Origin of the sequence: Enterobacter sp. BIDMC 27 (assembly GCF_000534415.1) — a bacterium.
Lineage (GTDB): Bacteria > Pseudomonadota > Gammaproteobacteria > Enterobacterales > Enterobacteriaceae > Enterobacter > Enterobacter hormaechei_C.
The window spans coordinates 4,539,891-4,552,355 of record NZ_KI973178.1 but is presented as its reverse complement, the minus strand read 5'-3'; the positions used below and the strand labels follow the sequence as shown (position 1 = coordinate 4,552,355).

12 protein-coding genes are annotated in these 12,465 nt (G+C 55.1%); 6 read left to right on the top strand and 6 right to left on the bottom strand.

The window, feature by feature from the left end; genetic code table 11:
- Nucleotides 1-114 precede the first annotated feature (114 nt).
- Nucleotides 115-1,212 carry a murein transglycosylase A gene (gene mltA, locus L463_RS01425; protein ID WP_015571742.1) on the top strand — a complete coding sequence of 366 codons (1,098 nt, stop codon included), beginning with the start codon at nucleotides 115-117 and terminating at the stop codon, nucleotides 1,210-1,212.
- A gap of 75 nt (nucleotides 1,213-1,287) precedes the next feature.
- The gene (gene tcdA / locus L463_RS01430; protein WP_015571741.1) at nucleotides 1,288-2,094 is read left to right on the top strand and encodes a tRNA cyclic N6-threonylcarbamoyladenosine(37) synthase TcdA; all 807 of its coding nucleotides are present in this window, start codon (nucleotides 1,288-1,290) and stop codon (nucleotides 2,092-2,094) included.
- On the opposite strand, the gene csdE is transcribed toward tcdA, so the two are convergent.
- Nucleotides 2,085-2,531, bottom strand: a complete 447-nt coding sequence (gene csdE, locus L463_RS01435) for a cysteine desulfurase sulfur acceptor subunit CsdE (RefSeq protein WP_015571740.1) — start codon at nucleotides 2,529-2,531, stop codon at nucleotides 2,085-2,087. The genes tcdA and csdE overlap by 10 nt on opposite strands.
- On the bottom strand, nucleotides 2,531-3,736 hold the full coding sequence (gene csdA, locus L463_RS01440; protein ID WP_023295350.1) for a cysteine desulfurase CsdA: 1,206 nt from the start codon (nucleotides 3,734-3,736) through the stop codon (nucleotides 2,531-2,533). Before csdA ends, csdE begins: the two co-directional genes overlap by 1 nt.
- Nucleotides 3,737-3,927: 191 nt before the next feature.
- Between csdA and L463_RS01445 the strand changes: the two genes are divergently transcribed.
- From L463_RS01445 to rlmM, 4 genes are all read left to right on the top strand, one after another.
- Nucleotides 3,928-4,155, top strand: coding sequence for a YgdI/YgdR family lipoprotein (locus L463_RS01445; protein ID WP_015571738.1), 228 nt, complete (start codon nucleotides 3,928-3,930; stop codon nucleotides 4,153-4,155).
- A gap of 350 nt (nucleotides 4,156-4,505) precedes the next feature.
- A complete protein-coding gene (gene gcvA / locus L463_RS01450) occupies nucleotides 4,506-5,423 on the top strand; it encodes a glycine cleavage system transcriptional regulator GcvA (RefSeq protein WP_003862758.1) in 918 nt (305 codons plus the stop codon).
- Between the two features lie 39 nt (nucleotides 5,424-5,462).
- Nucleotides 5,463-5,858 carry a DUF423 domain-containing protein gene (locus tag L463_RS01455; protein ID WP_003862756.1) on the top strand — a complete coding sequence of 132 codons (396 nt, stop codon included), beginning with the start codon at nucleotides 5,463-5,465 and terminating at the stop codon, nucleotides 5,856-5,858.
- Nucleotides 5,851-6,951, top strand: coding sequence for a 23S rRNA (cytidine(2498)-2'-O)-methyltransferase RlmM (rlmM, locus tag L463_RS01460; RefSeq protein WP_003862754.1), 1,101 nt, complete (start codon nucleotides 5,851-5,853; stop codon nucleotides 6,949-6,951). The genes L463_RS01455 and rlmM overlap by 8 nt, the downstream gene beginning before the upstream one ends.
- A gap of 57 nt (nucleotides 6,952-7,008) precedes the next feature.
- On the opposite strand, the gene xni is transcribed toward rlmM, so the two are convergent.
- The 4 genes from xni to ppnN all read right to left on the bottom strand — a co-directional run bounded on the left by xni (nucleotide 7,009) and on the right by ppnN (nucleotide 12,465).
- A complete protein-coding gene (gene xni, locus L463_RS01465; protein WP_032673312.1) occupies nucleotides 7,009-7,764 on the bottom strand; it encodes a flap endonuclease Xni in 756 nt (251 codons plus the stop codon).
- A gap of 112 nt (nucleotides 7,765-7,876) precedes the next feature.
- Nucleotides 7,877-9,244, bottom strand: coding sequence for an L-serine ammonia-lyase (locus L463_RS01470; RefSeq protein WP_015571736.1), 1,368 nt, complete (start codon nucleotides 9,242-9,244; stop codon nucleotides 7,877-7,879).
- Between the two features lie 62 nt (nucleotides 9,245-9,306).
- Nucleotides 9,307-10,596, bottom strand: a complete 1,290-nt coding sequence (locus tag L463_RS01475) for an HAAAP family serine/threonine permease (protein WP_003862749.1) — start codon at nucleotides 10,594-10,596, stop codon at nucleotides 9,307-9,309.
- 504 nt (nucleotides 10,597-11,100) lie between these two features.
- On the bottom strand, nucleotides 11,101-12,465 hold the full coding sequence (gene ppnN, locus L463_RS01480; protein ID WP_003862748.1) for a nucleotide 5'-monophosphate nucleosidase PpnN: 1,365 nt from the start codon (nucleotides 12,463-12,465) through the stop codon (nucleotides 11,101-11,103).

Here is a 12,465-nt window from a genome sequence, read left to right as displayed (position 1 = left end):
CTTTGGACTATTTTTTGTGCAGAATTTGCCAAAGGGAAGGCGATTGCATTTCATTAACACGGTGGGTTTGTTATCTTCATCTCGCGGAATTGGGCAACTAAAAGACGAGATATAATGAAAGGACGTTGGGCGAAGTATCTGATGACAGGCGCAATGGTGGCGATTCTTGCGGCCTGCTCTTCCAAACCGACCGATCGCGGTCAACAGTATAAAGACGGGAAGTTATCCCAGCCTTTCTCTTTAGTTAACCAGCCAGACGCCGTGGGCGCTCCGATCAATGCCGGAGACTTCTCCGAGCAGGTCTACCAGATCCGCACTGCTTCTCCGCGTTTATACGGTTCGCAGAACAACGTCTATAGCGCCGTCCAGGACTGGCTGCGTGCAGGCGGTGATACGCGCAATATGCGCCAGTTTGGTATCGATGCCTGGCAGATGGAGGGGGCGGATAACTACGGTAACGTCCAGTTCACCGGTTACTACACCCCGGTTGTCCAGGCGCGACACACACGCCAGGGCGAGTTCCAGTATCCCATTTACCGTATGCCGCCGAAACGCGGTCGTCTGCCGTCCCGCGCCGAGATCTACGCTGGCGCGCTGAGCGAAAATTACGTGCTGGCCTACAGCAACTCCCTGATGGACAACTTCATTATGGACGTGCAGGGCAGCGGCTATATTGATTTTGGCGACGGCTCACCGCTGAACTTCTTTAGCTACGCCGGGAAAAACGGCCATGCCTATCGCAGCATCGGTAAGGTGCTCATCGACCGTGGCGAAGTGAAACGAGAAGACATGTCGATGCAGGCGATCCGCGAGTGGGGTGAAAAACACAGCGAAGCGGAAGTGCGTGAGCTGCTTGAGCAGAACCCATCGTTTGTCTTCTTCAAACCGCAGAACTTTGCGCCGGTGAAAGGGGCGAGCGCCGTCCCGCTGATTGGCCGCGCTTCTGTGGCATCGGATCGTTCGATTATCCCGGCAGGTACTACGCTGCTGGCGGAAGTTCCACTCCTCGACAACAACGGCAAATTCAACGGCAAGTATGAATTACGCCTGATGGTGGCGCTGGACGTGGGTGGGGCGATCAAAGGCCAGCACTTCGACATTTATCAGGGCATCGGCCCGGATGCCGGCCATCGTGCAGGCTGGTATAACCACTACGGACGCGTGTGGGTGCTGAAGGCAGCGCCGGGTACCGGAAACGTATTCAGCGGCTGATTGTGGTATTCTGAGGGCAAGACGGATTACGGTTCAGGGTGAGGAATACCTCACCCTTTTTACATCTGAGGTTTTATGTCTGTGGTAATCAGCGATGCCTGGCGCCAGCGTTTCGGCGGCACGGCACGGTTATATGGTGAAAAAGCCCTGCAACTGTTCGCGGATGCGCATGTCTGCGTGGTGGGCATTGGTGGTGTGGGTTCGTGGGCGGCAGAAGCGCTGGCGAGAACCGGCATTGGCGCAATTACGTTGATTGATATGGATGACGTCTGCGTCACTAACACTAACCGTCAGATCCACGCCCTGCGTGATAACGTCGGTCTGGCGAAGTCCGAGGTGATGGCGGAGCGTATTCGTCTCATCAACCCGGAGTGTAGTGTGACGGTGATCGACGACTTTGTGACGGCAGATAACGTCGCGGAGTACATGAGCAAAGGCTACAGCTATGTGATTGATGCCATCGACAGCGTGCGGCCAAAAGCGGCGCTGATCGCTTACTGTCGTCGTTACAAGGTGCCGCTGGTGACAACGGGCGGCGCGGGTGGACAAATTGATCCGACGCAGATCCAGGTGGCGGATCTGGCGAAGACCATTCAGGATCCGCTGGCCGCTAAGCTACGCGAGCGCTTAAAAAGCGACTTCAACGTGGTGAAAAATAGCAAAGGCAAGCTGGGCGTGGACTGTGTGTTCTCGACAGAAGCGCTGGTTTATCCGCAGGCGGATGGTTCGGTCTGTGCAATGAAAAGCACGGCGGAAGGGCCAAAGCGGATGGATTGTGCCTCAGGGTTTGGAGCGGCCACCATGGTGACCGCCTCCTTCGGCTTTGTGGCGGTCTCTCACGCCCTGAAGAAGATGATGGCGAAGGCGGAACGTCAGGCCTGAGCCTGATGGGCGGCATCCAGTACCGCGTCGTTTAGCGCAATCAGTCCCTGACCGCGCGAGGCGCTAAGCTGCGCGCGAAGTCCCAGCTCATCAAACAGCGCCAGCGGAGAATGCGCCAGCAGCTCTGCGGCGCTTTTCCCTTCGATTGCGGTCAACAGCACCGCCAGCAGACCGCGAACAATGCGTCCCTCGCTGTCGCCGAAGAAATGCAGTTTCTCTCCGGATACGCTAAACCCAAGCCAGACGCGGTTCTCGCAGCCTGCGATCTCCTTCGCCTGTGATTTCAGCTCGTCTGACAGCGTGGGCAACTGTTTACCCAGCAGGATCAGCTGACGATATTTATCTTCCCACTGCGTGAGCGGGACGAAGGTCTGTTTTAACGTCTCTTCAGTAATAACGGTGCCGAACGGGTGCCCGGCTAAAGCTGAACTTGTCATTAATCCACCAGTAATTCCAGGGCGCGGTCGACGGCGGAAACCAGCGCATCGACGTCGCTTTTTGTATTGTACGGTGCAAACGAGGCGCGCAGGGTACCGCTCACGCCAATGGCCGCCAGCAGCGGCTGGGCGCAGTGCTGTCCGGCACGCAGGGCAATGCCGTATCCGGCAAGCAACGTCACCATGTCGCTATGGTGCACGCCCGCGAAATCAAAGGCGAGCAGGCTGGAGTCCTGGACGCGGAACGAACGAAAACCCGGACGTTTTTTCAGTTCTTCTTCCGCCAGCGTCGCCAGACCCCGGCTCCAGCTTTCAGCCTGAACCACGTCCGTTTCTGCCAGCCATTCGAGCGCTGCGCTCAGACCGATAACCCCGGCCACGTTTGGGGTACCGGCTTCCAGGCGGTAGGGTACATCCTGCGTTTTAAAACCGTCGAAGGTGACTTCGGTAATCATCTTGCCGCCGCCGAGCCACGGCGTCATCCGGGCCAGCAGTTCAGCTTTGCCGTACAGCGCGCCGATACCGGTTGGCCCGTACAATTTGTGTCCTGAGAAGGCATAGAAGTCGATATCCAGCGCCTGAACGTCAGCCGGAAAATGCACCACACCCTGCGCACCGTCGACCATCACCACCACGCCGCTGGCATGGGCAATCTCAATGGCACGCGCCAGATCCGGGCAGCCGCCGGTGACGTTGGACATCTGCCCCAGCGCCAGAATACGGCTGCGCGGAGTAATCAGCTCAGGCAGACGCGCCACGTCAGGCAGGAAGTCCGCACCCAACGGGAGCTTTACAACCCGTGCCCCGGTTTGTTCGGCCACCATCAGCCAGGGTACCAGGTTGGCGTGGTGTTCCGCCTCGCTGACGATGATCTCATCCCCGGGCTGCAACAGCGGACGCGCGTAACATTGCGCCACCATGTTAATGGCCTCTGTGGTGCCCCGCGTCCAGACGATGTTCTTACCGCTGTCAGCATTGATCAGGCGCGCGACCTGATCCCGTGCGGCTTCGTATTGCGCCGTTAAGCGCTGCGCGTCGGCATACTGGCTGCGGTGCACGTTCCCGGCGCTCAGGCTGTAAAACTGGCGGGTTGCCTCAATCACCGCCTGCGGTTTAAGGGCCGTGGCGGCGCTATCAAGATAAATGCCGGCATCGGCCAGCGCAGGAAACTGTGCGCGAAACTGCGCAGGACTGAAAGCGTTCATGGAATTCCTCATATCGATTCTACGATCGTCGCGCAAATTCATCGGCAGGGCAAGGAAGTTGATATCTATCAGATTTGTCTGCTTATCCTGGCGAGTCTGAAAAAGCAGGTTATGCTAAATAGTGTTAGGCGGATGTTTTAGCCTGTTATAAATCGAGGTTTGAATAGCATTAATTGCTAAAGGAGATAATCATGAAAAAGACAGCTGCAATCATTTCTGCCTGTGCGTTGACCTTTGCCCTGAGCGCCTGTTCTGGTAATAACTACGTAATGCATACCAACGATGGTCGATCTATCGTCTCTGAAGGGAAACCGACAACCGATAATGATACCGGGATGATTTCTTACAAAGATGCTAACGGGAACAAACAGCAGATCAACCGCAGTGACGTGAAAGAGATGAAGGAAATCGAGCATTAACAGTTAGATAAGCGAAAAAAAAGCACCGCAAGTTGGCGGTGCTACATTAATCACTATGGACAGACAGGGTAAATGTACAGGAAGTGAAAAATTGGTAGCGTTGCTACCGTGGTCTGAATCGCAGACCAATTGCAAACACAACAACACAACATCACAACCGTAAGCCAAAAGCCCTTCAGAACACGCATTCCAAAAAAAGCTTTTCGTTCCGGCTCAGGAAGTGCCGCCACTATAGGTATTTGCTGGTAGTTCCTCAACGGACAAATTATAATGGCTCAGATAAAAAAAACTAATAGGTTAAACGTTGTTTCCTATATGTTAAATCTCGTTAACATCTAAGCCAGATAACCATGTCCAAGCGATTGCCACCCCTAAATGCATTACGTGTTTTTGATGCAGCAGCACGCCACCTCAGCTTCACCCGCGCAGCCGATGAGCTTTTTGTGACACAGGCCGCAGTAAGTCATCAAATCAAGTCTCTGGAGGATTTTCTGGGGCTTAAGCTGTTCCGTCGACGCAACCGTTCGTTGCTGTTGACCGAAGAGGGGCAGAGCTATTTTCAGGATATTAAAGAGATTTTTTCCCAGCTGACGGAAGCCACTCGCAAGCTTCAGGCCCGGAGCGCAAAAGGCGCTCTGACTGTGAGTTTATTGCCCAGTTTTGCCATTCAGTGGCTGGTGCCGCGACTCTCAAGCTTTAACTCAACTTATCCGGGAATCGATGTCCGAATCCAGGCGGTGGACCGTCAGGAAGACAAGCTGGCAGATGATGTGGACGTGGCGATTTTTTACGGTCGCGGTAACTGGCCGGGCTTGCGTGTGGAAAAATTATACGCAGAATATCTGTTGCCGGTCTGTTCACCGCTGCTGCTGACGGGGGATAAAGCGCTCAAAACGCCCGCCGATCTGGCGCAACATACGCTTTTGCACGATGCTTCGCGTCGCGACTGGCAAACTTATACCCGCCAGTTAGGTCTTAATCATATAAACGTGCAGCAGGGGCCCATTTTTAGCCACAGCGCGATGGTGCTACAGGCTGCCATTCACGGGCAGGGCGTGGCGTTGGCAAACAACGTTATGGCGCAGTCCGAAATTGAGGCAGGCCGTCTGGTTTGCCCATTTAACGATGTACTGGTCAGCAAGAATGCATTTTATCTGGTTTGTCATGACAGTCAGGCAGAACTGGGTAAAATAGCCGCTTTCCGGCAGTGGATACTGGCGAAAGCGGCAAGCGAGCAAGAAAAATTCCGCTTCAGGTATGAACAATAACGTTTGTGTGCCGGGCACGCATCAATTCAGGACTTAAACATGACCAGCCGATTCATGCTGATTTTCGCCGCGGTGAGTGGCTTTATTTTTGTAGCTCTGGGCGCGTTTGGCGCGCATGTCTTAAGCAAATCTCTGGGCGTTGTGGAGATGGGTTGGATCCAGACCGGCCTTGAATATCAGGCGTTCCACACGCTGGCAATTTTTGGGCTGGCGGTGGCGATGCAGCGCCGCATCAGCATCTGGTTTTACTGGAGCAGCGTCTTTCTGGCGCTGGGTACCGTACTGTTCAGCGGCAGTCTTTACTGTCTGGCGCTGTCGCATTTACGCCTGTGGGCGTTTGTTACACCTGTCGGCGGCGTCAGCTTCCTGGCGGGTTGGGTGTTAATGTTTATCGGAGCTATCCGTCTGAAACGCAAGGGCGTTGTTCATGAATAAGGTTGTTTTATATTGTCGCCCGGGGTTTGAGAAAGAGTGCGCCGCGGAAATCACCGATAAAGCGGCGAAGCGTGAAGTCTTTGGATTCGCTCGCGTCAAAGAGAACGCGGGCTATGTGGTATTTGAATGCTATCAGCCTGATGATGCCGACAAGCTGGCGCGCGAACTGCCGTTCAGCTCATTGATTTTCGCCCGTCAGATGTTTGTCGCGGGCGAACTGCTGAAAGATCTTCCGCCGGAAGATCGCATCACGCCGATTGTTGGCCTGTTGCAGGGTGTGGTGGAGAAGGGCGGCGATTTGCGCGTGGAAGTGGCCGACACCAACGAAAGCAAAGAGCTGATGAAGTTCTGCCGTAAGTTCACCGTGCCGCTGCGCGCGGCGCTGCGTGATGCGGGTGTGCTGACAAACTACGAAACGCCAAAGCGCCCGGTCGTGCATATCTTCTTTATTGCGCCAGGATGTTGCTACGCCGGCTACTCGTATACCACCAATAATTCGCCGTTCTTTATGGGGATCCCGCGTCTGCGCTTCCCGGCAGATGCGCCGAGCCGTTCAACCCTGAAGCTGGAAGAGGCGTTTCACGTCTTTATCCCGGCGGACGAGTGGGACGAACGTCTGGCAAACGGCATGTATGCCGTCGACCTTGGCGCGTGCCCGGGCGGCTGGACCTATCAGCTGGTGAAACGCAATATGTGGGTTTCGTCTGTGGATAACGGCCCGATGGCGCAAAGCCTGATGGATACCGGGCAGGTCACCTGGCTGCGTGAGGACGGCTTCCGCTATCGCCCGAACCGCAACAACATCTCCTGGATGGTGTGCGACATGGTAGAAAAACCGGCGAAAGTCGCGGCGCTGATGGCCTCCTGGCTGGTGAACGGCTGGTGTCGTGAGACGATTTTCAACCTCAAGCTGCCGATGAAAAAGCGCTACGAAGAGGTGTCGCAGAACCTGGCCTATATTCAGCAGCAGCTGGACGAACACGGGATTAACGCGGAAATCCAGGCGCGTCAGCTTTATCACGACCGCGAAGAAGTGACGGTCCATATCCGTCGCTGGTGGGCGGCAGTGGGTGGGCGTCGCGACGAGCGATAACGTTTGTAACGCCCGGTGGCGCTGCGCTTACCGGGCCTACAAAATCGTGTAGTTGTTTTAACGTTCTAACCTTAACTGCTGTAAATTCCCGTCCAGCTGTAAATCCGTCTGTAGCGTCGCCACCTCCCGGCAGATAAACGCCATCTCTTTATGCGCCTCCAGCTTTTTGCGCCATTTTTCCGGCACTTCATCAAGCCTGGCGTAAATTCCTTCCAGACTCTGAAACTCCGTCAGCAGCTGTGCGGCGCTTTTGGGTCCAATACCGGCGACACCCGGCACTTTAGAGCTGTTGATCCCCGCCAGCCCCCAGTAATCCGGCAGTTGCTCAGGCGATACGCCAAACTCGCTGGCAATGAATGGCGCGTCCAGCCAGCGTTTTTGAAAGTAGTCCCGGATGCGGATCGTTGGAGAGAGCAGCTGGCAGTAGCCTTTGTCGGTTGAAACGATAGTCGCCTGATGCCCGGCGCTCGCGACTTTAACCGCCAGCGTTGCGGCTAAATCGTCAGCCTCATTACCGTGGGCGCCCCAGCGCGGAACGCCGCGCTGCTCAAAGGCCGCGCGGATAGCGGGCATTTCTGCGTGCAGATCGTCCGGCATCGGCGCACGTCCGGCTTTGTAGTCCGGCAGGCGCTGGTGCCGCCAGCCGGTATTGCGTGCTTCATCGTCGAATACGGCAACAGCGTGGGTGGGTTCGCTATGGCGAATGAGCTGCTCCAGCGCGTGTAAACAGGTGTCCTTGCAGGGGGTGCCCTGTACCGCATGAATACGGCGAATCAGGTTAAGTGCATCGACGATAAGCAAATGAACGGCCACAGATAATCTCCCTTCTGTCTGATAGGTGAAGGGTAACACTGAGCGCAGCATGAAACTATGAATGGTGGGGAAAACAGGAAGAAGCCTCGCAAAACGAGGCTTCCTGAGAGGCTTAATCGCAGGTGACGATCTTCATCGCCAGGCCACCGCGGGAAGTTTCGCGGTATTTGGCGTTCATATCTTTACCGGTTTCGTACATGGTTTCGATAACCTTGTCGAGGCAGACGCGCGGTTCGCTGGTACGACGCAGCGCCATACGGGCCGCGTTCACCGCTTTCACAGAGGCGATGGCGTTACGCTCGATGCATGGCACCTGGACCTGTCCGCCGACCGGATCGCAGGTCAGCCCCAGGTTATGTTCCATGCCGATTTCCGCCGCAATACAAACCTGCGCAGGACTTGCGCCCAGTAATTCGGCCAGACCCGCCGCCGCCATAGAGCAGGCGACGCCCACTTCACCCTGACAGCCCACTTCCGCGCCGGAAATCGAGGCGTTCATCTTGTACAGTGAGCCAATCGCACTGGCGACCAGCATATACCGCGCGAGTGAGTTTGCATTCACTTCACGGATAAACTTGTCGTAATACGCCAGAACCGCCGGAACAATTCCGCACGCCCCGTTGGTTGGCGCGGTGACGACGCGGCCACCCGCGGCGTTCTCTTCGTTCACCGCCAGCGCGAACATGTTGATCCAGTCGACGACGGCCATCGGGTCGGTGGTGGTTTTGTCGGTGCTGACCAGCATGCGGCGCAGCGCAGCCGCACGACGCGGAACACGCAGTTTACCCGGCAGCACGCCTTCGGTGGTGATCCCGCGCTCAATGCCGCTGCGCATCACTTCCCAGACGTTAGCGAAGTGCTGTTCCAGCTCCTCTTTGCTGTGCAGGGCCAGCTCGTTTTTCATCATCAGGCCGGAGAGAGAAAGCCCTGTCTCCTGGCAGTGACGCTGTAAGTCGGCCGCGTTTTTGTAAGGGTACGGCACATCAACGGCAGAATTGGTGCTTTGACCAAAATGGTCCTCGTCGACGATAAACCCGCCGCCGATGGAGTAATACGTCTGGCTGTAAACCGCTTTGTCGCCGGCCAGCGCGGTAATGCGCATGCCATTCTCGTGCAGCGACAGGTTATCCGCATGGAAATTCATGCAGTGATCAACCGGGAATTCAACCTCATGCTCGCCGTTCGCCAGCAGCAAACGACCGTGGGTGTTCACGTCCTGGATAAAGCCAGGTATTGCATCAATATCAACGGTATCCGGCAGATTACCCGCCAGCCCCATGATAATGGCAATATCGGTATGGTGGCCTTTACCGGTCAGGGAAAGGGAACCATATACATCGACAACCACGCGGGTGATGTCGTGCAAAATGCCGCGTGCAATCAAGTCATCCGTGAATTGTTTACCGGCTTTCATTGGTCCGACGGTGTGAGAGCTAGAAGGACCAATACCGATTTTGAAGATATCGAATACGCTAATCATGATGCGTCCATTGCTTCAGTCAGAGGGGAGAAGTGCGCCGTCCGCAGACGGCGCAGGAGGTATTAGCTGAACAGCGAGTAGAAAATAGCGGAGATGGCAATCAGGCCCATCACAACAACGAACACGTTGCTGATATGGCCGCTGTATTTACGCATCGCAGGCACTTTCTGAATCGCGTACATCGGCATCAGGAACAGGATCATCGCGATAATTGGGCCGCCCAGGGTTTCAATCATGCCCAGAATGCTTGGGTTCAGGGTGGCTACCGCCCAGGTGGTCACCAGCATGAACAGCGCAGTGATTTTGTTCAGACGGTTGATTTCAATGGTCTTGCCTTTACCACGCAGAGATTTAATCACCATGCCGTTGAAGCCTTCACGTGCGCCCAGGTAGTGGCCCAGGAAGGATTTGGTGATGGCTATAATTGCGATGATCGGCGCCATCCACGCAATCAGCGGTGCGTTAAAGTGGTTTGCCAGGTAAGACAGAATAGAGATGTTCTGCTCTTTCGCCGCCGCCAGATCCGCCGGGGAGAGGCTCAGCACGCAGCTGAACACGAAGAACATTACGGTCAGTACCATCATGATGTGCGCGCGAGCCAGGATGCTGGAGCACTTCTTCTCTGCGCCATTGCCGTACTCTTCACGCTTCGCTACTGCGAAGGAAGAGATGATTGGCGAGTGGTTGAAGGAGAACACCATAACCGGGATCGCCAGCCACAGGGTCAGCAGCAGACCGTTGCCGGTCGTGGATGCGCTGCTCAGAGACAGGGTTTCCAGCGCAGCGCCGTTCCACTGTGGGATCAGGTACAGAGCCAGCACCATCAGAGCCGCAACAAACGGGAACACCAGCACGCTCATCGCTTTCACAATCATCTGCTCGCCGAAGCGCACGATGGTCATCATACCAACGATCAGGATCAGGGACAGAATCGCACGCGGCGGCGGGGTCATCTGAAGCTGGTGCATCATAAAGCTTTCTACGGTGTTGGTGATAGCAACGCTGTACACCAGCAGAATCGGGTAAATCGCGAAGAAGTAGAGCAGGGTAATCAGCTTACCTGCGCCGACGCCGAAGTGTTCTTCGACGACTTCAGTGATGTCTTCGCCCGGGTTTTTACCGGACAGCACGAAGCGGGTCAGGCCTCGGTGCGCAAAGAAGGTCATCGGGAAGGCGATGAGGGCCATGATGATCAGCGGGATCATACCGCCGACACCTGCGTTGATAGGAAGGAACAGTACACCAGCGCCGATTGCTGTGCCGTACAGGCCAAGCATCCACATGGTATCCGTTTTGCGCCAACCGCTTCGGGATTCAATCGAAGCAACGGTGCTGGTTTGAGTGGTTTCCATCTGTATCTCCTGGAGGAAGCAAATTGTCAGGTTTTTAGTCAAATCCGATGAAAAAGCGCCTGACGGTAATATGAAATTCGTTCAGTGACGGTTTTTTAATAATTTTTGCCCGTAACTATTGGCGGGCGGAAAGATACATTCTAGTTATGAATCTATCAGTGATCGCGATCCCAAATGCAATAATCCACTTGTGATGTGGGTATCTTTAGACCATTTATCTGTTAAAAAAACATCAAAGAGAATTTACGGGCGCGAAGGCTACCATTAACGACATGTTTTCGAAAAGGTCGACCCGCGAGATAGGTGTCTTTCGCTGTAAAGAAATGGGATTTTAGGATTTTCTGGCGGGTAATTTCGATTAAGACTGATTATTTACGGTTTCAAAAACGAGGTAATCGTTTGCGCAGGCGTCAGATTTGTTAATAACATTGAAGATCGCTATGAATTGCAACACGAATAAAAAAGCCGGATGACGATCCGGCTTGAGAGGAGAGGAATGTCGCTTTACTTGATGATTTCGTAACACGGAATATAGGCAGAGCCTGGAAGCTTCATGCGGTGCTGAGCGACAAAGCCCTGCAACATATCATCCATGCGGCGCATCATCTCCGGATCACCGTGGATCTTATACGGGCCAAACTCTTCAATTGCGCGTATCCCCACCTCTTTCACGTTCCCCGCCACGATGCCAGAGAAGGCGCGACGCAGGTCGGCAGCCAGCACTTCCACCGGCTGATCCGGATAGAGTTTGAGGTTCGCCATGTTCTCATGCGACGGCTCGAAGGGGATCTGAAGATCCGGTGCGATACGGATGGACCAGTTAAAGCTGTAGGCATCCCCGGTATCACGACGATTCTCTTTCACCAGCGGCATTGCTTTTTTCATCTGACGGGCCACTTCTGCGGCATCGTCAATAATAATGCGGTAGTGACGGCGCGCGTCTTCGCCCAGCGTATGCACGATAAACTCGTCCAGCACGCGGAAGTAGTCGGCGCTCTCTTTCGGGCCGGTCAGGATCAGCGGCAGAACCTGATCTTTGTTGGCCGGGTTCATCAGGATCCCGAGCAGATAAAGCAGCTCTTCCGCCGTACCTACGCCGCCCGGGAAGATAATAATGCCGTGCGCGATACGGACAAACGCCTCAAGACGTTTTTCGATATCCGGCATAATAATCAGTTCGTTAACCAGCGGGTTAGGCGGCTCAGCGGCGATGATCGACGGCTCGGTCATGCCGATAAAACGGCCTTCTTTATAGCGTTGCTGCGCGTGACCTACTGCCGCGCCTTTCATTGGTGCTTCCATCGCGCCAGGACCGCAACCGGTACAGATATTCAGTTCGCGCAGGCCGAGCTGCGTCCCCACGCGGCGGGCATACAGGTATTCGGTTTCGTTAATAGAGTGACCACCCCAGCAGACGACCATGTTCGGCGCTTCGCCCACGTGCAGGGCGCGGGCGTTACGCAGAATGGAGAAGACCAGGTTGGTGATATGAACGGAACTTTCCAGGTCAAGATGCTGGAAACGTCCGGCGTTGCTGATCTGTCCGTTAACAAACAGAATGTCGCGCAGCACGGCAAACAGGTTGGCCTGAAGTGAGCGAATAATACGCCCGTCGACAAAAGCGTCTTCCGGCGGGTTGATCACTTCCAGCTTCACCCCGCGCTCGCGGCGCAGCACGTTGATATCAAAACTTTCGAAGCGGGACAGCAGCTCTTTACTGTTGTCGGTCAGGCTTCCGGAGTTCAGTACGGCAAGTGAACAGTTACGAAACAGTTGATAAAGGTCGCTACTGGCGGTGCGTTTAAGCATGTCCACTTCCAGCTGCGACAACATATCCATAGAGCCAAGCGGGCTAATATGTGTAATCAA